Annotated in this window: 19 protein-coding genes and 2 other annotated features; of the genes, 1 reads left to right on the top strand and 18 read right to left on the bottom strand. The window is 32.2% G+C overall.

Going from position 1 to position 21,688, the window contains the following annotated elements; genetic code table 11:
- Positions 1-28: 28 nt before the first annotated feature.
- The 6 genes from pheT to infC form a co-directional block, all read right to left on the bottom strand.
- Positions 29-2,428 carry a phenylalanine--tRNA ligase subunit beta gene (pheT, locus tag EQM13_RS06960; RefSeq protein ID WP_128752314.1) on the bottom strand — a complete coding sequence of 800 codons (2,400 nt, stop codon included), beginning with the start codon at positions 2,426-2,428 and terminating at the stop codon, positions 29-31.
- Between the two features lie 18 nt (positions 2,429-2,446).
- The gene (gene pheS / locus EQM13_RS06955) at positions 2,447-3,469 is read right to left on the bottom strand and encodes a phenylalanine--tRNA ligase subunit alpha (RefSeq protein ID WP_071141020.1); all 1,023 of its coding nucleotides are present in this window, start codon (positions 3,467-3,469) and stop codon (positions 2,447-2,449) included.
- A gap of 122 nt (positions 3,470-3,591) precedes the next feature.
- Positions 3,592-4,386 (bottom strand): TrmH family RNA methyltransferase, encoded by a 795-nt coding sequence (locus EQM13_RS06950; RefSeq protein ID WP_071141021.1) that lies wholly within the window; start codon positions 4,384-4,386, stop codon positions 3,592-3,594.
- Between the two features lie 67 nt (positions 4,387-4,453).
- Positions 4,454-4,804: a 50S ribosomal protein L20 gene (gene rplT, locus EQM13_RS06945; protein ID WP_071141022.1), complete on the bottom strand. Its 351-nt coding sequence runs from the start codon at positions 4,802-4,804 to the stop codon at positions 4,454-4,456.
- Between the two features lie 35 nt (positions 4,805-4,839).
- A complete protein-coding gene (gene rpmI, locus EQM13_RS06940) occupies positions 4,840-5,034 on the bottom strand; it encodes a 50S ribosomal protein L35 (RefSeq protein ID WP_071141023.1) in 195 nt (64 codons plus the stop codon).
- A gap of 17 nt (positions 5,035-5,051) precedes the next feature.
- Positions 5,052-5,588 carry a translation initiation factor IF-3 gene (gene infC / locus EQM13_RS06935; protein WP_071141074.1) on the bottom strand — a complete coding sequence of 179 codons (537 nt, stop codon included), beginning with the start codon at positions 5,586-5,588 and terminating at the stop codon, positions 5,052-5,054.
- Positions 5,580-5,724 (bottom strand) — a sequence feature (ribosomal protein L20 leader region). Its footprint overlaps the gene before it by 9 nt.
- 161 nt (positions 5,725-5,885) lie before the next feature.
- Between infC and ftsH the strand changes: the two genes are divergently transcribed.
- The gene (gene ftsH / locus EQM13_RS06930; RefSeq protein ID WP_200796165.1) at positions 5,886-7,436 is read left to right on the top strand and encodes an ATP-dependent zinc metalloprotease FtsH; all 1,551 of its coding nucleotides are present in this window, start codon (positions 5,886-5,888) and stop codon (positions 7,434-7,436) included.
- 60 nt (positions 7,437-7,496) lie between these two features.
- On the opposite strand, the gene thrS is transcribed toward ftsH, so the two are convergent.
- From thrS to EQM13_RS06870, 12 genes are all read right to left on the bottom strand, one after another.
- Entirely contained in the window at positions 7,497-9,407 is a 1,911-nt protein-coding gene (gene thrS, locus EQM13_RS06925) for a threonine--tRNA ligase (RefSeq protein WP_128752312.1), read from the bottom strand.
- 57 nt (positions 9,408-9,464) lie between these two features.
- Positions 9,465-9,670: a binding site (T-box leader), on the bottom strand.
- 157 nt (positions 9,671-9,827) lie between these two features.
- Entirely contained in the window at positions 9,828-11,606 is a 1,779-nt protein-coding gene (locus EQM13_RS06920; RefSeq protein WP_128752311.1) for an ABC transporter ATP-binding protein, read from the bottom strand.
- Between the two features lie 344 nt (positions 11,607-11,950).
- Positions 11,951-13,264 carry a histidine--tRNA ligase gene (hisS, locus tag EQM13_RS06915; RefSeq protein ID WP_114218639.1) on the bottom strand — a complete coding sequence of 438 codons (1,314 nt, stop codon included), beginning with the start codon at positions 13,262-13,264 and terminating at the stop codon, positions 11,951-11,953.
- 93 nt (positions 13,265-13,357) lie between these two features.
- Positions 13,358-14,215, bottom strand: coding sequence for a putative sporulation protein YtxC (gene ytxC / locus EQM13_RS06910; protein WP_071141027.1), 858 nt, complete (start codon positions 14,213-14,215; stop codon positions 13,358-13,360).
- A gap of 78 nt (positions 14,216-14,293) precedes the next feature.
- Positions 14,294-15,028: a DUF6873 family GME fold protein gene (locus EQM13_RS06905; RefSeq protein WP_114218638.1), complete on the bottom strand. Its 735-nt coding sequence runs from the start codon at positions 15,026-15,028 to the stop codon at positions 14,294-14,296.
- A 151-nt stretch (positions 15,029-15,179) separates the two neighbouring features.
- Positions 15,180-15,842: an HAD family hydrolase gene (locus EQM13_RS06900; protein WP_206172915.1), complete on the bottom strand. Its 663-nt coding sequence runs from the start codon at positions 15,840-15,842 to the stop codon at positions 15,180-15,182.
- A gap of 30 nt (positions 15,843-15,872) precedes the next feature.
- Positions 15,873-16,988 carry an MGDG synthase family glycosyltransferase gene (locus EQM13_RS06895; RefSeq protein ID WP_161567188.1) on the bottom strand — a complete coding sequence of 372 codons (1,116 nt, stop codon included), beginning with the start codon at positions 16,986-16,988 and terminating at the stop codon, positions 15,873-15,875.
- Positions 16,989-17,270: 282 nt separating this feature from the next.
- Entirely contained in the window at positions 17,271-18,005 is a 735-nt protein-coding gene (locus EQM13_RS06890; RefSeq protein WP_128752310.1) for an ABC transporter permease, read from the bottom strand.
- 13 nt (positions 18,006-18,018) lie between these two features.
- Entirely contained in the window at positions 18,019-18,753 is a 735-nt protein-coding gene (locus EQM13_RS06885) for an ABC transporter permease (RefSeq protein ID WP_128752309.1), read from the bottom strand.
- A complete protein-coding gene (locus EQM13_RS06880; protein ID WP_114218634.1) occupies positions 18,746-19,669 on the bottom strand; it encodes an ABC transporter ATP-binding protein in 924 nt (307 codons plus the stop codon). Before EQM13_RS06880 ends, EQM13_RS06885 begins: the two co-directional genes overlap by 8 nt.
- 119 nt (positions 19,670-19,788) lie before the next feature.
- Entirely contained in the window at positions 19,789-20,718 is a 930-nt protein-coding gene (locus EQM13_RS06875; RefSeq protein ID WP_161567187.1) for a sensor histidine kinase, read from the bottom strand.
- Positions 20,719-20,720: 2 nt separating this feature from the next.
- Positions 20,721-21,416: a response regulator transcription factor gene (locus EQM13_RS06870; protein ID WP_071141034.1), complete on the bottom strand. Its 696-nt coding sequence runs from the start codon at positions 21,414-21,416 to the stop codon at positions 20,721-20,723.
- Between the last annotated feature and the right edge of the window lie 272 nt (positions 21,417-21,688).

Here is a 21,688-nt window from a genome sequence, read left to right as displayed (position 1 = left end):
TATACTTATACAGAAAAAAAGCTACTCCCTAACTTCTCAATTTTGCATCAAAGGTATCTTCTATCTTTTCAATAATATTATTGTGCACTCTGCTCACTTCATCATCTGTAAGAGTTTTCTTATCGGATCTATAGACTATTGAAAAAGCAACACTTTTTTTATCCTTCAGTATTTGATCTCCCGTGTAAACATCAAACAAATTAACTTCTTCTATTATGTCCTTTCCATTCTCCCATATTACCTTTTCTATATCCCCTACTAAAATATCCTTATTTATAACAACGGCGATGTCTCTTTCTACAGCAGGATATTTAGGTAAAGCCTTATATTTCCTCTCAAAAACTGCCTCTTCAACAATTGAATCAAAATCCAACTCACAAATATATGTTCTTTCCTTTATGTCATAATTTTTAGCCACATCAGGATGAATTTCTCCTAATACTCCGAGGACCTTATTATTATATATTATGTTGGCAGTTCTTCCGGGGTGGAATGTAGGATAATTTTCTTCCCTCAGATAATCGCAGCCTTTAATTCCTACATTGGCTAAAAATTCTTCCACAATACCTTTAATAGTATAAAAATCCACTTCCCCATACATTCCTATACATAAAGTCCTTTTCTCCAATGGCAGTTTATCCTTTATAGGAAATTCCGTCGGAATAAAAATATTTCCGATTTCATAAGCATAAGCTCTGTCTACGCCATAATTGAAATTTCCGGATAATACTTCCATCATATTTGGAATAAGAGTAGTTCTCATAACACTATAATCTTCTCCGAGAGGATTTATAAGTTTTATATATCTTCTCTTAATGCTATCTTCATGAAGATTAATCTTATCAAAACATTTCGGGCTGACAAAAGAATATGTAGTTATTTCATTTAGTCCCAAACCCTTTAATATTTCCTTGGATTTATCTTCAGCGGCATTTTTATATGATTTTCCGCCCTTCGTCAATATTCCTTTTAAATGTGCAGGTTTCATATTGTGAAAGCCATATATACGTCCTATTTCCTCTATTAAATCAACTTCTATTTTCAAATCATCTCTGAAAGTAGGAACCAAAACTTTTAATCTGCCTTCCGAAAACTCAACTTCCAATTCCAGGTTCTTCAATATTTCTATCATATTATCCGTCTTAATATCAGAACCTAAAATCTTGTTCACTCTTTCTGGCCTCAAATAAATAACCCGTTTTTCTTTCTTTTTCTCATATTCATCTATGTGGTTTTCAATTATTTTACCTACTCCTATGAGTTCCGCCAATCTGCATACCCTTCTGCAAGCCATCTCGCATAAGTTGGGGTCTACTCCTCTTTCAAATCTACTTGAAGCTTCCGTTCTCAATCCTAATCTTTTAGAAGTAAGCCTGATATTTCTTTTATTAAACTGAGCCGATTCTATAAATATGGTATTGGTACTTTCGGTTATCTCCGTATCAAATCCACCCATTATTCCTGCAATCGCCACAGGTTTCTTCCCATCCGCTATGACCAAATCCGATGGCTCAAGATTTCTTTCGGCACCATCCAAGGTTGTAATCTTTTCTCCTTCAACAGCTCTTCTGATATATATCTCTCTACCCGCTATTTTACTTAAGTCAAAAGCATGAAGAGGGACTCCGTATTCCAGCATTACATAATTGGTAATATCTACTATGTTATTTATAGGTCTCACACCGGCTTCCATTAACCTTAACTGAAGCCATAAGGGCGAACTTTGAATTTTTACGTCTTTGATTACTTTTCCATAATATCTCGAACATAAATCATTATCTACTATTTTTACGTTATTGATATAATTTTCGATATTGTCAAACTCTTCATTAATTTCTTCCGGCGGATAATTCAATTTTTTCCCAAAGGTCGCACAAACCTCTCTTGCCATTCCTATAATACTTAAACAATCAGGTCTGTTGGGTGTTATTTCAAATTCAATTACTTCACCGAATAAATTCAATATTTTATTTATATCTTCTCCCAAGGGGTATTCTTTGTCCAATATAAATATTCCGTCTCTCTGAGCCTTGGGAATTATGCTGTCTTCAAACCCCAACTCCTTCAGCGAACATAACATTCCATCGGATTCAACTCCCCGGAGTTTACCCTTGCCAATCTTGACGCCTTTTGAAAGTCTTGCTCCTATAAGGGCAACAGGCACATAATCTCCTATTTTGATATTATTCGCGCCTGTAACAATCTGTAAGACTTCTCCTCCCACATCTATTTTGGTAATTGATAATCTGTCCGCATTTGGGTGCTTTTCTATGTTTAAAATCTTACCTACTACTACTTTTTTAATTCCTCTATCTAAAGAAATAATGGATTCTACATGGGAGCCGGACAAATTAAGTTTATCCGATAGCGTTTTTACTTCTTCATCTATATCTACATATTCCTTCAACCATTTAACAGGTAATAGCATATTATTTCCTCCTCATACTTAGAATTGTTCTAAAAATCTCATATCATTGTCAAATAAAAGCCTTATATTGTCAATACCATATTTAACCATGGCAATCCTATCTACTCCCAGTCCAAAAGCAAATCCCGAATATTTTTCCGAATCTATGCCACAGTTTTCCAACACCTTCGGATGAACCATCCCGCAGCCCAAAAGTTCCATACTCCATCCTGTTCCTCCGCATGCATCACATCCCTTTCCTTTACACTGAAAACATGACACATCAACTTCGGCGCTGGGTTCGGTAAATGGAAAATAATGAGGTCTGAATCTGGTCTTCATATCATTTCCAAATAATTCTTTAATGAATACATCTATTGTGTCCATTAAATTGGTTATAGTTATTCCTTCATCTACAACCAATCCTTCAAGCTGATGAAACATTGGGGAATGAGTATCATCCACATCGTCAAATCTAAAAGTTCTTCCTGCAGAAACAATTCTTATAGGAGGTTTAGTTTTTTTCATCGTTCTAATCTGTACAGGAGATGTTTGGCTTCTTAAGAGTATCTTATCGGTAATATAAAAAGTATCGGTTAAATCCCTGGAAGGATGATCTTCCGGGGAATTTAAAGCGTCAAAATTATTTTCAACGGTTTCTATTTCAGGGCCATCAACTACGGTAAATCCCATATCGATAAATAAATTTTCCAGTTCCTCTATAGTCTGTATTAAAGGATGCCTGTGTCCTAATTTTATTTTTTTACCCGGCATGGTTATGTCTATCTTTTCTTTATTAAATTTTTTGTTTTCAAGTTGTGAATTGATTTTTTCTTTCTTTGAGGAAAGTTCTCTTTCTATTTCATTCCTTGTATCATTGGCCAACTGACCTATTATAGGCCTTTCTTCCGGCGATAGTTTCCCCATCTCTCTCAAAATCAAAGTTAATTCGCCCTTTTTACCCAAAAACCTTACTCTTATCTGTTCCAATTCTTCTATAGATTTCACTCTAAAAATTTCATTAATGGCTTCTTCTTTTATCCTGTTAAGTTTATCCTTCATATGTAGAACTCCTTTCCATCCTGTTATATAAAAAATAAGACCATCAAAAATTAGCGAAGGTCAATATTTAAGAATCTGATTTATTAAATTATAGCACTTAAATTTGTTAAATACAAGAAATATTAGCCTCTTTGTCTGAGAACTTCATACATAATTATGGAAGAAGCTATGGCCACATTAAGGGATTCCGCCTTACCCTTCATCGGAATCTTGATTAAACTGTCTGCAGTCCTTAAAAAATCTTCCGTAACTCCATTAGATTCATTTCCTATAATTAAGGCAAAATCTCTTCTAAAATTCACCCGATTAATATGTATATTTCCCCTAAGAGACGTAGCATATACAGCCACTTTCTTCTCTTTCAAATCTTTTATTAATTTTAATTTATCATCAGCAAAAACAATGGGAACATGAAAAATCGAACCCATGGTAGAACGAACAACCTTGGGACTATAGATATCAACACAGCCCTGGGTAATTATTATTCCGTTGACACCAAAAGCATCTCCTGCTCTTATTATGGTTCCCATATTGCCCGGATCCTGCAATTCATCTATTATTATAAAAAATTTATCTTTCACTTTAAAAAGAAATTCCATGTCGGAGAGATTAAATTCAATTACACCTAATATTCCCTGAGGATTTTCCATATCCGTAATTTCATTGAACACCTTTTCATTCACAACTATTATATTATTATCATCAATACAATCTATCAATCTACTGACTTCAAATTTTAAGGGAAAATCCTCTCTTATAATAATATACTTAATATTCCATTTTTCTTTTATACACTCTTCTATTATTTTAATTCCTTCCACAATAAACAGCTTTTTCTGCCACCTGTATTTTCTCTTATAAAGTTTTTTTATTTCCTTTACAATTGGGTTTGAAAGACTGCTAACCACATGATTCATCTAATTTTCCTTCCTGTCCGAAAGTTTAATCATAATTAAAGCAAAGTTCCGCTATCGGAACCTTGCTTTAATTATTTTTGGCAATATCTATCAATTCGGAGAAACTCTTCGGATCGCTGATTGCCATTTCAGACAACATCTTTCTATTGATTTCAACATTTGCTTTTTTAAGACCACTAATAAATGTACTATAATTCATCCCGTTAAGTCTTGCAGCCGCATTAATCCTTGCTATCCAAAGTTTTCTGAAATCCCTCTTTTTTAACTTTCTGCCCACATAAGCATAACTCAATGATTTCATTACAGCTTGATTGGCAACTTTATATAATTTACTTTTGGAACCATAATATCCTTTGGCTTGTTTCAATACTTTTTTATGATTTTTTTTGGCATTAACTCCTCTTTTTATCCTTGCCATTTAAATTACCTCCTTAAACTCCAATGTTTTATCAACTAATATGGCAGTACTTTAGACATTCTCTTTAAATCCGCTTCACTGATTAAAGTACCTTTTCTCAAATTTCTAACTCTCTTTGGAGATTTCTTCCCGGTCTTATGACTTTTGTATGCTTTAAATCTTCTTATCTTCCCTGAACCTGTCTTTTTAAACCTTTTTGCCGCTCCCCTATGAGTTTTTATTTTTGGCATCTAAATTACCTCCTTAACTATTCTGACTTAGGGCCGAAATACATCACCATGCTTTTCCCTTCAAATTTCGGCTCCTTTTCCACAGAACCAGATTCACTGACTAGATTAGTAAATTTATCCAATACTTCTTTTCCAATATCAGTATGCCCTAATTCTCTGCCTCTGAATCTTATACTTACCTTTACTTTATCTCCACTCTGTAAAAATTCCATGGCTCTCTTTGCCTTGACATGGAGATCATGAGTTTCAATGCTTGGAGTAAGTCGTATCTCCTTTACATTAATAACTTTTTGATTTTTTCTTGCCTCTTTTTCTTTTTTTGCCAATTCATATTTATATTTTCCATAATCCATTATTCTACAAACCGGCGGTTTTGCATTTGGAGCTACATTGACCAAATCCAATTTCTTTTCATAAGCTATTTCCAAAGCCTTTCTTACGGGAACTATTCCTAACTGCGCCCCATCGCTATCAATGAGTCTTACTTCTCCCTCTCTGATTTCTTCATTAATTTGAAGCTCTTTTATATTACTACACCTCCCAGTATAAAAAATAAAAAGCGGGCAAAAATACCCGCTTCTTTTTCCAACAATCAGACAAAAATAATTTGTCAAACCAATAACTATCTAAAATATTTAACCTTATGAGCCCCAGCTATAAGGTGAGAAGCGGATACTTCTGCTTAATTTTCTATTAATTTCATAAATTATTATAAGCTAAAAATTATATATTGTCAAGTTTTCGAATTTCAAAAAAAGTTTATAATTATCAATATTTTTTAGTTATAAATTTTTATATAAATGAATTAAATGGTTAAACTATTATTAGTAATTAGAAAAGGTGGGGATAAATTGCATAAGAAGAAAATACTTTTATCTATCTTTATCTTTGGTTTAACATTATCTTCGCTTCTGGTGGTTGATATATTTTTCCCTTTAGATTTCCTAAAGGGTTTTACTGTCACGGATAAAATATTTATATGGGCAATCACATCGATTTTTTTTGTATACCGAATGAATATAAATTCAAAGCGCCAATTGGTTACTTTATCCATAGCTAGTGAAAAAGATGAAAACAAGGAAAAAGATAAATCAACCATATCCTTTAAAGATGTCGCCGGACTTGAAGAGATAAAAGAAGAACTTCAAGAAACAATTGATTTTCTTAACAACCCCCATAAATATATTAAAATGGGTGCGAAAATTCCTAAGGGAATATTATTTTACGGCCCTCCGGGTACAGGGAAAACTCTCCTTGCCAAAGCAGTGGCAGGAGAGACAAATTCAACCTTTTTGTATTCAAGCGGGTCTGAATTTGTCGAGAAATATGTAGGGGTAGGCGCAAAAAGAGTAAGAACTTTATTTGAAAGAGCAAAAAAAGAAGCTCCGAGTATCATATTCATTGATGAAATCGATGCAATAGGTGCAAAAAGAAATTTAGATTCCAACAATGAAAAGGATCAGACTCTTAATCAACTTTTGGTTGAAATGGACGGTTTCAACACATCAGAAACCGTTATAATAGTCGGAGCCACTAACAGAATAGATCTTTTGGATGAGGCTCTTCTTCGCCCGGGAAGATTTGACAGACATATATATGTAGGGAATCCAAATATAAACGCAAGGGAAAAAATATTAGAGGTTCATACAAAGAACAAACCTTTAGATTCTGCTGTGAATATCAAATCCATAGCACAAAAAACTACCGGATTGTCAGGAGCCGAACTTGCGAATATTGCTAATGAAGCAGCAATAATTGCAGTCAGAAACAATAAAAATAAGATATTCATTAATGACTTTAATCAGGCAATAGAAAGAGTAGTGGCAGGATTAGAAGTAAAAAATCCATCTATACTTTTCAAAGAAAAAAAAACCGTCTCAGTTCATGAATCTGGTCACGCTCTGGTAGGTAAAATCTTAAAATCAGATATGATTCAAAAAATATCAATAGTCCCGAGAGGTCAGGCTTTGGGATATGTACTTAAATTTCCCGATGAAGAAAGATATCTTCTTACAAAAAAGGAACTTACCAATAAGATAATTGTACTTCTCGGGGGAAGGGCTGCAGAACAATTAGTTTTCAATGAAATAACAACGGGAGCAAAGGATGATTTAAACAAGGCAACGGAAATCGCCAGAGAAATGGTGTGCAGCTACGGAATGAGCTCTTTCGGAAACATTACGATAGAAGACTACTACATTAAATACAATTATGAAGTAATAAGAAAAGAGATCAAAAAAATACTTGATAAATGTTTTGAAAGCGCTTTAAGGATATTAGACGAAAACAAGATGATACTTACGGTTGTCGCTGATGAGTTAATGAAAAAGGAAACCCTCACAAGTGAAGAATTAGATGAAATATTAAAGCAATATGAACTTTCCTCAAATACGGCAACTTAATTAAGACAAAAAATTCCGATAGTTGTTTATAAACAACTATCGGAATTTTTTGTCTTAATGTTATTTCTTATTTTTTACTTCTTCAATTACCTTCCCAATGAAATCTTCAATTTCCATTCTTCCTAAATCTCCTTCTTCTCTTGCTCTTACGGAAACATCATTGTTCTCTACTTCCTTTTCCCCTAAGACCAACATATAAGGAACTTTTTGAAGTTGAGCTTCCCTGATTTTATATCCTATTTTTTCTGCTCTGTCATCTATATCAACCCTTATGTTCTTATCAATCATTTCCTTTTTCAACTCATAAGCATAATCATTAAATTTATCCGATATGGGAAGTAGGATAACCTGAACCGGAGATAACCATAAAGGAAATTTTCCTGCATAATGTTCTATTAATATGCCTATAAATCTTTCAATACTCCCAAATATAGTTCTGTGAATCATTACAGGCCTTTTCTTTTCATTATCTTTATCTATATAAGTTAAATCAAATCTTTCAGGCATTTGAAAATCCAACTGAATAGTTCCGCACTGCCAAGTTCTTCCTATTGCATCCTGAAGATGAAAATCTATTTTGGGCCCGTAAAAAGCTCCGTCTCCCTCATTAATTATATAATTTATTTTCTTTTCCTTCAGAGCTTCTATCAAATTGTTAGTTGCCAATTCCCACTGTTCTTCGGTTCCCATGGAATTTTCCGGTCTCGTTGAAAGTTCTACATGGTATTTAAATCCAAATATGTTATACATATAGCTGGCAAAATCAATTACTCCTATTAATTCTTCTTTTACCTGACTCGGAAGCATGAATAAATGAGCATCATCCTGAGTAAAGCTTCTGACCCTCATGAGTCCATGAAGAGTTCCCGATAATTCATGTCTATGAACCAAGCCCAACTCAGCCCATCTTAGGGGAAGGTCTCTGTAGCTGAACATATTTGACTTATATATAAGCATTGCTCCGGGACAATTCATAGGTTTTATAGCATAATCTTCATTATCTATTTTAGTAAAATACATATTTTCTTTATAATGATCCCAGTGTCCCGACCTATGCCATAATTCCTCATTCAGTATAATCGGAGTTTTTACTTCTCCGTATCCTCTTTTTATATGTTCTTCCCTCCAAAATTCTTCAAGAATATTTCTTAATACCATTCCCTTGGGATGAAAGAAAGGAAATCCCGGCCCTTCTTCATGCATACTGAACAATCCCAATTCCTTTCCAAGTTTTCTGTGATCTCTCTTTTTAGCTTCTTCCAACAGCACCAAGTATTCGTCCAAATTCTTTTTCTTCTCGAAACTTATTCCATATATTCTTTGAAGCATTTTATTGTTTTCATTTCCCCGCCAGTAAGCACCAGCTATACTTAAAAGTTTGATTGCCTTTACCCTTTTGACATTTAATAAATGAGGCCCCGCACAGAGATCCGTAAATTCGCCCTGTTTATAAAAAGATATTACGGCATCTTCAGGCAGATCTTCGATTAATTCAACCTTATAAGGTTCTTCTTTTTCTTTAAAATATTGAAGGGCTTCATCTCTCGGAAGTACGAATCTTTTTAATTCATAACCTTCTTTAACTATACGGGCCATTTCCTCCTCTATTTTTTTCAGATCCTCCGGAGTAAATCTGTGTTCCGTATCCAAATCATAATAAAATCCATCGTCTATTGCAGGCCCTATAGCTAATTTCGTATCAGGGAATAATCTTTTAACCGCTTGAGCCATAATATGAGAAGTGGTATGCCAAAATATCTTCTTTCCCTCCTTATCGTCAAACTTTAAAATCTTTATTTTGCCGCCTTCCTCAGCGGAATCACCAAGTCCCAAAATTTTATCATTTAATTTTGCTCCTACTGCTGTTCTTGCAAGTCCTTCACTTATATCCTTTGCTATATCATAAATCTTAATTCCCTTTTCATATTCTCTGACGGAATTATCCGGAAATATAATTTTAATTTTACTCATCTTTTATTCCTCCTTATTTGAAATATAAAAGCCTCCCGTCCTCAAGATATAAATACCTTAAGGGACGAGAGGCTACTCACGTGGTTCCACCCTAATTAATTCTCATTTTTTCATAACGCTGTAATCAGCGGACATCTTTCACCTAAAGGTTAAGATACAACTCCAAGCTGGTATTCGGCTAATTCTTAATTAGGATTGCTTTCAGCCACAACAATCCCTCTCTGAAATAAAAACTAACCTACTCTTCTCTTCGCAGTTTTTTAATATTGTATTAATATCTAATTATATCAATATATTTTGATGTTGTCAATAAATTTTAAAAATTTGTTGACTGACCCTTTCTAAAATTGAATTGTAATTACTAAATCAACATTACCATTCTTAAGCAAGTGGCTAATTTTGTTAAAAGGTAGGGTGGAGTCAAAATTCCAGCATATATTTCTCTGCTTGTTTTGTAAACATTTCACAATATTTGCCCCCTCGCTTCATCAACTCATCATGTGTTCCTGACTCAATGATTTTCCCATTATCCATCATATAAATCATATCCGCCATCCGAACTGTGGATAACCTATGAGAAATAAAGATTACAGTTTTATTGTCGGCAAGTGACATTATTTTCTGATTAATATCGTATTCAGCTAACGGATCAAGAGCACTTGACGGTTCATCTAAAATCAGAATGTCTTTATCCTCCACAAAAGCCCTTGCAATAGCAATTTTTTGCTCTTCACCACCAGACAAAGGCATGCCGTCACTGTCAAATTCACGTGATAAGTTTGTGTTTATTCCTTTTTCCAATCCCGCAATCTTTTCATATATTCCGCTGTATTTTAAAGATGAAACAACTTTTTCTTCAACTGACTTGTCCATATAATCGTCTAAGAGTACATTTTCCGCAACGGTTAAAGCATAACATTTATAGTTTTGGAAAAGCACACCGAATTTATTTCTAAGCGAATCCACGTTAGTTTCTCTATAGTCAATATTATCAATCTTAATATTACCCTTGTCGGGATCGTAAAAACGAAGCAGTAATTTTACTAAAGTCGATTTCCCAACACCATTATATCCAACAATGGCTGTCTTAGACCCGTGACGAATTTCCATATTAATATTTTTTAATACAGGCTTGTCTTTCCCCGGATAAGTAAACGAAATCCCATTTATTTTTATATTATTTTGTAATCTATCAATTTCAATGCCTCCATTGTCAGATGCAATTACTGGGCTGTAATCAAGGATTTTTCGAAGATTCTCAATATACATGCTATTTTGAAACAATCGAGGAAACTGACCAAACAAAGCAAATAATCTTTCTAATAATTGTTGAGCACCATTGAGCAAAGCTGCAAAATCGCCAATGCTCAAATTCCCTTTAGTAATTTGCCAAGAGGCAAATGCCATTACAGAAGACATAAGACCGAACCCAACAATACTAAAGGCACTATCAAAAAAAACAAATCTTCCGCAATATTTTTCTACAACAGTTAGAACTCTGTCCATTGAAGAAATAAATTTTTTATTCATTAGCCGTCCCAGTTTGCCTAATCGTAACTCTTGGGCATACTGGGGTTCATAAAACATTTTCTTATAATATGCCCCTTCTCTTTGAGGACGAGTAATCTCCATATCTCGTTTGAAGACGATCTTATTTCTTTTTGCGTTCAAAAATATATTTATCCCAAGTACCGCTACGCAAATCAAAATAACAATGGGATTTAATGCAATAATAAGCGACACTATCATTAATAATGCAACAATACTTGAAAGGATTTCTACTAAGGAATCAAGAACTTCAATAGCTCTGCTTTCGGCTTCTTGCATTGCTCTAACATATTTATCATAATACTCAGCATCATCATAACATGCAAAGTCTAATGTTAAGGACTTTTTCAGTAATTCGTCTTGAATACCCTTTGATATTTTTGGTTGCGCCTTTGTGCTGCTGCTATTAACCCATGAATTAAAAATAGCAGAAACCGCCCCCACTAAAAAGGCAGTAAGAATAATGGTGAGAAGATATTTCAAATCCCGTTTTTCGGAAATACCATCAATCGCCAATTTCATGGTAATTATAAAAATAAATGGTTGAACAGGAGCAGTAAGCGTTGACAGCAACCTCAATATTACATTGGATTTACAATATTTCCACATAAACCTCAACATGTAGAGGTTGTTTTGAATTGCTTTTTTCATATCAAAAAATCTCCTATCTTTCTATGTTCTTTTATAATTTCGGTATGCTATAAATGAGGGAGGGGATGACCATGAAAATATACCAATTAAGAATCCAAGATTATACAAGTTTGAATTCGACATATTATTATAGAATTTAAATTTTGTTCCAAAAATATTCAGAACAAAAACTAATTGTACACTATTATACATAAAAAGATATCATCCTTTCTTTAATTTATTTGTTTTGACAACATATATTTAATAGGATGATATCTTCTTTTCAACTATATATGGAAACATATTCTATTTTCTTACTATAAAAACAAATTTCACATACCTATCTAATGAAAATCCTTCTCCTCTCAGTTTTTCAATATCTTTAAAGCTTCGCTTAATTCCATAGTTTCCTGATTTCCGGAGTTGATGTTTTTTATGGTTACCGCCTTATCCTTTACCTCTTGGGAACCAATGATTATTACATAAGGTATATTTAATTTGTCGGCATAATTAAATTTTTTACCGATTTTTCCTTCTTCAGTATATACCTGAGTATAAATATTTTCCTTTCTTAAGATTGTGGCAACTTCTATACCCTCTTTAAGGCAATCATCCATTGGAATAATCAAAACTTTGGTTAAAAAGTTCTTCTTATTTTCAATTATTTTTTCTTCCATAAGCTGAGAAAATAATCTGCTGAGTCCAATGGATATTCCAACCCCAGGAAGGCTTCGTTTTGTATAGTGAGCCGCAAGATTATCGTATCTTCCTCCGGAACATATGGACCCAAGTTTGGGATAATCATTTAAAAAAGTTTCATAGACTGTTCCCGTATAATAGTCCAATCCTCTTGCAATACTTAAATCCAAAACATAATTTTTTTCGGGAACTCCAAAATCCTTTATGTATTTTGCTACAAAGTTTAATTCCTCAAATCCTGACTTGAAAATGTCGTTATCAATATTTAAAGATTTCAAATTATCGAGAATTTCCTCATTTGAACTCTTAATACTCATAAACTTCTTTATCTTCTCTATGATGTTTTCATTTAATCCTAATTCCGATAATTCTTCTCCGACTCCTGACATCCCGATTTTGTCCAATTTATCAATAATTCTTAATACCGCCTTGCTGTCTTTGATTTTCAACCATTGAAAAAATCCGCTCAATACCTTTCTGTTATTAATCTTTATAGTAAAATCGTCAAATCCCAACTCTTTAAATGTGGAATAAATAACACTTGGGATTTCCGCATCATTGATTATACTTAAGTTTTCATTTCCTATTATATCTATATCGCATTGGTAAAATTCTCTGAATCTTCCCTTCTGGTTTCTTTCTCCTCTGTATACTTTTCCTATCTGGTATCTTCTAAAGGGAAAACTGATTTCAGAAAAATGCTGGGCAACATATCTCGCTAAGGGAACGGTCAAATCAAATCTCAAAGAAAGATCATTATCTCCTCTTTGAAATCTGTATATCTGTTTTTCAGTTTCTCCTCCGCCTTTTGCCAAAAGGACTTCCGATTTTTCAATTATAGGGGTATCTATTGGAAGAAATCCAAATTTTTCATAATTATTTCTTATCCTGTCCATCATGTCATTAAATAAAATCTGATCTCCGGGTAAAAGCTCCATAAATCCCGGAAGAATAGAAGGTTTAATTATTTGTACATCCATAATATTTCCTCCCTCAATAAAAATTAATACACTATTATTTTATAATAACATACTTTAATTTTAATAAAAAGTAATAAATATATATTTAAATATTTATTTTCCTTTTTTTAGTGAAAAATTGATACTGCATAGGTTACAGCCGGTACAGAATAAAATCCTTTCGGAAAAAACATTTTTAATGATTTCAACTATCTCCCTGTTCTTTGCTTTCTCATCTACATGAAGAATTAATTTTTTAGGTGCGATAACTATTAATGAGCTTATCAGAATATCATCTTTACTTATATTTTCATTATTCAATTCGCCTATAATATCACTGAAAAAATTGTTATCAACAACCTTGTTATCCTTATCGAATAGTTTATAGTCATCCTTTGTAATCAATACATTTATTATTTCCATTTTAGGTTCTTGAATATCAACAAAATATTGTAATATCTTAATAAATTCTCTATATTCTTTTTCTTGCGTAAAACTGTCCTTACTTTTTTCTATTAATCCCTGGAGAAAATTACTCATCCATCTTAATTTAAATATCAGAAAACCGTCAATGGCAATTTCCGTATTGGATTTGACATAATTAAGGACTTCATTAAAAATCATGTTTTTTTCACTATTAAAATTTTCATTTTCTGTTAATACCTTATAACCTATTTCTCCGATTTCAATCTTTTCACTTCTGCTGAAATCACTGCAATTTTTAAATATCTCTTTAAAAAACATATCTTTAATACAAACTTCTAATATTAAATTCAGTATTACATGAGATAATTCCTCATATATACTCATTTTTTTTCTGGCTGAAATTTTTTCATCTGTTAAAAATTTGAAAAAACATCTGTTTCCTTTTTCTTCTTCTACAATATTAATTTTTTCTTTATATTTATAACTATATATGGATTCCCTGACTTTATCCATATTTTTATCATAACTTATGGTTAATAATTCCATATTATCACTCCTTCACGGTAATAATATTATGTGTTTTAAAACTTCCTATATTCTATATTTAAGATAACTATATTTGCATCATAAGCTAATTATTGTACCTATATCAACCAAATTCTTTTCTGTTAAAAAATAAACATTTTTATTATATTTATTTAAAAATTTCATTATTTTTTCTCCATCAGGATGGCGAAACACATTGCCATAAAAAATAATTTCATTCTTAGATATATTTCCGCAGCATCCTCCGATAAAGCCATAATTAAATCCCAAAAGTTCAATAGCTCCTTGCCGGATTAGAAGAGAATCAATGCCTAATTCTGACATTTTTTTATATATAGGATAATCTGAAGTAATTATAGCTTTTTCATCAATTATCGCTGTAGAACATTTAGAATATCCTTGATTTATATTAATAAATTCCAACTTTTCCTTTTTTAAATAAAATAGAAGCTTTTTATCGATATATTTAAAATTATGTAAAGCATATTTGGAAATTCTTAATACATTGTATGCTATGTCATTAGGATATTTTATATTCAACCACTTTTCTCCTTTAATTAATTTAATACCCATTCCATATAAAACCTTCTCATAATATTCAAAAACATTTGGAGCAATCACTAAAGTTTCAGGATTAACCGGATGAATAACCATATCAGGATGAAAAGCAACAGAAGGATGAATTTCTTTACAACATGTTGTTGGAATAACTTTTAAACCCATTTCTTCCAGTTTTTCAAATGAATCCTTGTCTATTCTTCCGTCTACAATAACCAATTTAGCTTTTTTTAAAGGTATAAAAGGATTATTCATTAATTTTTCTCCATTGTTTTCCTTTATTTTATATAGAAAAGATTTCTATTTATTATACAACATTTTTAAACAAATGTGAAAAAATAAAAAATAACTTAAACTGTTAATCTTATAAGAAACAGCATAAGCTATTTTTTAAAGTGAATTACACTTAACCTTTTAATATATTAAATAGTTCTTCCGGTTTATCAATAATAAAATCCGCTCCCATTTTTTCCAATACCTTTCTGTCTCTAAATCCCCATGTAACTCCTATACAAATCAAGCCGGCATTTTGAGCTGTTTTTACATCTACTTCCGAATCTCCTACGTATACTGCTTTCTTCGGAGTTGAATTCAACTCCTTCAAGGCTTTAAAGACACCATCCGGAGCAGGTTTCTTTTTTACATTTTCCGATTCCCCAATTGCAACATCAATGCAGCCGCCAAAATATTTAGTATTAAGTTCCTTAGCAGCTTTATCAAATTTATTAGATACTATCGCAAGCTTATAGTTTCTCTTGCGCAGTTCTCTTAAAAGTTCTATTATTCCATCATAAGGTGCGGTCTTATTTTGCATATTATCTCTATAATAATCTTTATACTCACTGAGGCAATTCTCAAAATTGGGATTGTTGCGTCCATCTGGTATAGAACGCTCAATAAGATTCGCAACTCCGTTTCCAACAAAGCTTTTTATTTCTTCCAATGTCCTATTGGGATATCCATATTTAGTCAATATAAAATTTACACTGTCGGAAAGGTCTTCAATGGTATTCAAAGTTGTTCCATCCATATCAAATATTACCGTATCAAAACTTTCTATTTTTATCATCCTCTCTTTGTCCATTTTACATTGTTACACCTACCCTAATATTTGCATGATCTCTTTACTTTTTATACTTTCAACTACATCGTCAACAATTTTCTCTGAAGACGATTTAATATACATCTTTCCCATGTTTTCTTTCATGGTATTCATTAGGTCAGTATTATTAATAAGTTCAAGGGTACTCTTCACAATCTGGTACCAATTGTTTGCAATTATGGCTGCACCTTTTCTCTCAAAATACAATGCGTTTTCCTTTTCCTGCCCGGGAACAGGCTTAACGATAATCAAAGGAATCTGTACGGCCAGTGCTTCACTCAAAGTTATGCCTCCTGACTTTGTAATCATACAGTAAGATATTTTATAAAGTTCGTCAATATTTTCAACAAAACCAAAAACTTTCAGGTTTCTTAACCCCAAAGACTCAAGTCTCATTCTCTGCATTTTGTTGTTCCCACATATTACTGCCACTTGAATCATTCTATTCTTACATAACTCCGCACATACTTTCTTGATATCCTTAAGAACTCCAAAGGCTCCTGAATTTATTAAAACTATTTTTCCCCCTTTTTTGAAATTGTATTTTCTGTAGACCTTTAAAATATTGTTTGTCTCTTCAAATTCTTTTCTTATTGGAATGCCGGATACAATGACTTTTTCCATCGAAATGTTCATTTTTTTCAGATCTTCTCTGAGCTCATTTGTAGCTATATAAAACTTGTCTATTCCTTCACTGATCCATAGTTTGTGAACATAAAAATCCGTAACAATATTAAAAACAGGGATGTTCTCATTTGCTTCATTTTTAATTTTAAGAGGTGTCAGCATTGGGAAAGTATTTATTATTACGTTAGGTTTGAATTTTATAGCTATTTCGCTTAATCTTTTATATCCAAAATTCCTGTACGGTTCAATTATACTTTTATCCGCAAATTTTTCCGAGCCGTAATATAATCTGGAATATGCCTTTCCAAAATCGTAACTTCTTATGTATGCTCTTTTTATGGCCTCTGTTATTGCAGGATGTGCTTCTGTAAATAAATCAACTATAAAGACATTATTATAACCCTTATTTACGAAAGCATTTTTTAAAGCTATAGCTACCATTTTATGACCATTTCCGAAAGGTGCAGTTGTTATTAGAATATTCAAAGCCATAATGCCTCCCAAATATTACTATTTTAAATAACTATTTAATTGTAAAACTCACCAAACATTATAATATATATATTTAATTAGTGAAAGAGTATTTATGAAAATATTAAGATAAAAAAATGAAAAAAAGGCTTCTGTCAATATTAAAGAGGCCTTTTTTGAAATCCGGTTAAAGTTAAGTTAACATTAAGGTAAATTATAACTTTCCTATTCATCATAATTAATTTTTATTCAAAAATATCCTAACTAACTACCTATTAAATTAAAACCTTTATAATTTTATTCCATTCTATAAACTCTTGCAGATCTTAAAATAATTCCTGCAATAAGAAGTGAAATAATTAAGCTAATACAAGCAATCATAAATTGCATACCTGATACATCATAAAAACCGGAAAAACAAAATGAAGCCGAAATAGGATAGATTGATTTAAACATTTGGGACTGAGATGTAAAGACTCCGGCAAACGAATAAATCATTGCAAATATAACAGAAAGCCAGTAACCTTTTCGAAAAATAGTAACTATGGCAATAAGGGGAGTAATTGCAAAAAACAAAGCGATCCCCTGAAGGAAATATTGCTTTAAATATCCTATCATCTCTAAAATCGTTAATTTATTGGTATATAATATAACTTCTGTAAAAAGTTCCAAAACAAATAATAGTAATGTTAAAAAAATACAGAAAGTAAATGAAACAATCAGTTTTGATACTATCAGTTCTTTACCCCTTACAGGGATAATTGCAAGCTCCTTCATAGTTCCGTCCTGATATTCCCTGCTGATACTGTAACTGCCTATTAAAGCAAAAAGTGGTGGCAGAATATAAAAACTGCCCAGAGAAAGAGCCGCCGTTATCAGCCAACCGGATTTATCGGCATATTTTTCTCCATAAAAAATATGCTGGCCTTGCAAAAGAACAGTCGCAGAAATAATCAATACTCCGAATATGGATATATACAAAATTCTGGAACGCTTGAATTTAAGAAATTCCGTTTGAATCAATGATTTCATAGTTAACCTCCATTTAATAGTCCTGTTTTTTTAGTAAAATGACAGAAAGTACAAAAGATATAACAGAAAGACCAGTAAAATTAATATAACAATTTCTAAGATTAATGGCTTCCTTTGTTTCTACTGTAGGTATATCATGAATAATCATAGCTGTTACAATAGAAAGGGGATGGTATTCCATTGTAAAACCAATTAAAATAAAACCCAAAAAAACATATACAATGGTTGCACAAATGGGAAAAATATAATTATTCTTTGACGCAATTTCCAAGACGGTTATTGGCAGTATTGCAAGAGGAGTCAATATTCCTATCTGCATTGATTTTTTAAAAAGAAAACCTAAAGTGATATTGTTAATGTCTTTAAAACCAATCAAAACTCCTCCTCCTATAGTTGAAACAGCAGTTAAAAACATATATAAAACAGAAAACAAAATTAAAATTAACAATTTAGAAAACAAATATTTTGATTTGGACACCGGAGCTATCCAAATTTGTTTGAGGGTATCGTTTTGTCTATCATCAAATAAAATCATCGTACTCACTATTCCCAATATGAACGGCAAAATAATCCATTCGGTATACGAAAGTGCTCCCCATATGGAAAAACCGCTGAAATTACGGATAGGGCCACCACCTAAATAATAAAGTACCGAAATAAGCGGCATAGTGAAAGCAGAGATCAATATCAAAATTATAAATTTTTTTCGTTTCAGTTTCATGAATTCTACCTGAATTAATTTAAACAATACCTTCACCACCTGTAATATTCTTAAAATAATCCTCTAATGTATCGCTGCAAAACTGTGAACTAAGGACTTCAATATTATTTGTTATAAGCAACTTGTTTATCTCGCCCATGTTTCTGTCTATTTCATAAATCCTTAACATCGTGTCATTTTCCACTTCATAGTCATGAATCCCCATTTTTTGCTCTAACACTCTAATTGCATTTGAAGTTGATGATACTTTTAAAAGGATATATTTTCTATTCTTTTTCTGTAAATCTTTATAACTGCTTTCTTCTAATAAAATACCGTGGTCTATAATACCTATGGTGTCTGCGAGTTGTTCAATTTCAGTCAAAATATGACTTGAAATTAAAATGGTAATACCGTTTTTTTTACATAAATCTCTAATAAATTCCCGCATTTCAACAATACCTATGGGATCAAGCCCGTTAGTCGGCTCGTCCAGAATCAAAAGTTCGGGTTCATGCATAACAGCATTGGCAATACCGAGACGTTGTTTCATACCGAGAGAATATTCAAGAAAAAGTTTTTTGTCATTATAGGAGAGCCCCACTAAATCCAATGCATGCTTGATGCAGTCTTTTCTTGTCATTCCTCTTAATTTGGCAAAAATTCTAAGATTCTCAGTTCCGGTAAGATTCGGATAAAATCCCGGGGTCTCAATAATAGCTCCTATTCGCGGATAAATCTGCTGTTCATTACCTTTTAGTTTCTGCCCAAACACATTGATTTCTCCGGATGTAATGGAAACAAGGCCTAAAATCATTTTCATTATAGTAGTTTTCCCAGCCCCGTTTCTTCCAAGTAATCCGTAAATTTCTCCCTGTTCAATATGAAGATCAACATTGTTTACTACAATTTGTTTTCCATATTTCTTATTAAGCTTTTTTGTTTCTATTATTAAATTTTTCACTTTAATAACCTCCCTGCTTAGTTGATAATTCCATTATAAAAAATAAATCTTGCTAGAACTTTGCAAAAATCTTGTTTTTCTCTTGTTTTTTAATTAATTTAAAAAAGCCCTGTAATTTCTCACAAAGCTTTTCTTATCGGTATAGTAATGGTAAAGGTCGTTCCCTCATTTAAAATACTTTCCACTTCAATCCTTCCATGATGAATCTCAACAAGTTCTTTTACAATGGCAAGTCCTAACCCATTTCCTCCAGCAGAACGCGATTCATCACATTTATAGAGCCGATCAAACACATGAGGCAAATCCTTCCGAGCTATTCCCTTTCCGTTATCGGAAATCATGATAACAGCCTCATCGTCTTTTTGTAAGACTTCAATATTTACCTTACTGCACCTGCTATGTAATACCGCATTTTGAATAATATTATTAATAATTCGCATATATGCATTAACATCTGCTGAAACAATAAATTCCTTATCTTGAATGTCTATATAAAATTTAATTCCCCTTTCGTCAAATATGGGTACCCAATCTGTTAATGCACTCCTCGTTAGTTCATTAATATCAACATCTTCAAAGTGAAATGCCATTTCTTTAGCATCAAGTTTAAACCATTCAAATAACAGTTCCACAAAATCCTTTAGATTATATGCTTTATCTCGAGCAATTTCCAGATAATCATCTTTTTCCTTTCCATGGACTACTTTATTATGAATAGCATCCAAATACCCGACTAAAGAAGTAAGGGGAGTTCTGACATCATGAGAAAAACCTATAAGCATTCGTTTATAAGTTTCCTCTCCTTCTTCAAGTTCGATAATTTTTGATCTATAATCATCCAATATTTCATTTATTTTATATCCGATATCTGATGCGGAATTATTATCACTTATAAGAACTTTTCTATTTCGATTTCCCTTTTTTATATCATTTAAAACTATTATCATCTTAGATAAGCTCTTTTTTATGTTTACTATATAATTTGCCATGATAAAAACAGATATTCCAAGAACAAAGACCAATATAGTCAAAATACTTGTTATATTCATTGTCATACCTCTTGATTAAAACGATAGCCTACTCCCCACACGGTTTGGATATAAATAGGCATATCTGCATTCCTTTCAACCTTTTTTCTGAGCTTACTTATATAAGCCATAATATTGCTGTCATCAAAAGAGTAATCATTACTCCAGACTTGATTATAAATCTGTTTTTTCGTAAAAACCTGTCCTTTGTGGGAAGCTAAAAAATACAATAGGTCAAATTCTTTTCCTGTTAACCCAACTATATTTTTATCTACCATTACCGTTCTGCTTTTAGGGTTAATTGTAAGCCCTTTAAAGTATAAACATTTTTCTTCAGGATAACTGCGATTATTTAAGATAGTATAACGGCGAATAAGGGACTGTACTCTTGCCATAAATTCATTGATACTGAAAGGCTTAGTCAGATAGTCATCAGCACCTAACCTAAGACCTGATACTTTATCCACTTCGCTATCCTTTGCAGTCAGCATCAATACAGGAACAGAACTTCTTTTACGAATTTCGGTCAATACATCAAATCCATTCATTTCAGGCAGCATGATATCTAAAACAATAATATGGTAATTATTCACTTCAAGCTTTAACCCTTCTGGTCCGGTATAGGCAATTTGAACAGACAAACCTTCATTTTCCATACACTTTTTTAATAATCGGCATAACTCTTTATCATCATCAATAATTAAAATTTTTTTGTTCATTATCTCCACCCATCTCTTAAGTTTCGTACAAACCATTATCTGTCTCTTTTACAAATATTATATTTTTAAAAAATAAAATATTCAAGCATGGGTAATAAAACGATAGAGTCAAGTTACTGTAGGGAAAAAATATATAGATATCATCCTTTCTTAATTTATTGGTGTTTCAACTTATATTTTAATAGGATGATATCTTCTTTTCAACTATATATGGAAATATATTCTATTTCCCTGCTGTAATTTTACACTAACGTAATAGGCTTCTTGTGGCA

This window comes from Acidilutibacter cellobiosedens, assembly GCF_004103715.1.
In the GTDB taxonomy this organism is placed as follows: Bacteria; Bacillota; Clostridia; order Tissierellales; family Acidilutibacteraceae; genus Acidilutibacter; species Acidilutibacter cellobiosedens.
The sequence above is the reverse complement of the archived record's forward strand: the minus strand, read 5'-3'. Positions and strand labels throughout refer to the sequence as shown.

Excerpts from the sequence above, each read along its gene's own strand:
- hisS (WP_114218639.1), bottom strand. The coding sequence starts at position 13,264 with ATGGATGTACAAATAATTAAACCTTCTATTCTTCCGGGATTTATGGAG.
- thrS (WP_128752312.1), bottom strand. The coding sequence starts at position 9,407 with ATGAGTAAAATTAAAATTATATTTCCGGATAATTCCGTCAGAGAATAT.
- EQM13_RS06875 (WP_161567187.1), bottom strand. The coding sequence starts at position 20,718 with ATGAATATAACAAGTATTTTGACTATATTGGTCTTTGTTCTTGGAATA.
- EQM13_RS06890 (WP_128752310.1), bottom strand. The coding sequence starts at position 18,005 with ATGAAATCATTGATTCAAACGGAATTTCTTAAATTCAAGCGTTCCAGA.
- rplT (WP_071141022.1), bottom strand. The coding sequence starts at position 4,804 with ATGGCAAGGATAAAAAGAGGAGTTAATGCCAAAAAAAATCATAAAAAA.
- EQM13_RS06900 (WP_206172915.1), bottom strand. The coding sequence starts at position 15,842 with ATGATAAAAATAGAAAGTTTTGATACGGTAATATTTGATATGGATGGA.
- EQM13_RS06905 (WP_114218638.1), bottom strand. The coding sequence starts at position 15,028 with ATGAATAATCCTTTTATACCTTTAAAAAAAGCTAAATTGGTTATTGTA.
- EQM13_RS06950 (WP_071141021.1), bottom strand. The coding sequence starts at position 4,386 with ATGAATCATGTGGTTAGCAGTCTTTCAAACCCAATTGTAAAGGAAATA.
- pheT (WP_128752314.1), bottom strand. The coding sequence starts at position 2,428 with ATGCTATTACCTGTTAAATGGTTGAAGGAATATGTAGATATAGATGAA.
- rpmI (WP_071141023.1), bottom strand. The coding sequence starts at position 5,034 with ATGCCAAAAATAAAAACTCATAGGGGAGCGGCAAAAAGGTTTAAAAAG.
- ytxC (WP_071141027.1), bottom strand. The coding sequence starts at position 14,215 with ATGGAATTATTAACCATAAGTTATGATAAAAATATGGATAAAGTCAGG.
- pheS (WP_071141020.1), bottom strand. The coding sequence starts at position 3,469 with ATGAAGGATAAACTTAACAGGATAAAAGAAGAAGCCATTAATGAAATT.
- EQM13_RS06920 (WP_128752311.1), bottom strand. The coding sequence starts at position 11,606 with ATGAAAAAAGCAATTCAAAACAACCTCTACATGTTGAGGTTTATGTGG.
- EQM13_RS06870 (WP_071141034.1), bottom strand. The coding sequence starts at position 21,416 with ATGAACAAAAAAATTTTAATTATTGATGATGATAAAGAGTTATGCCGA.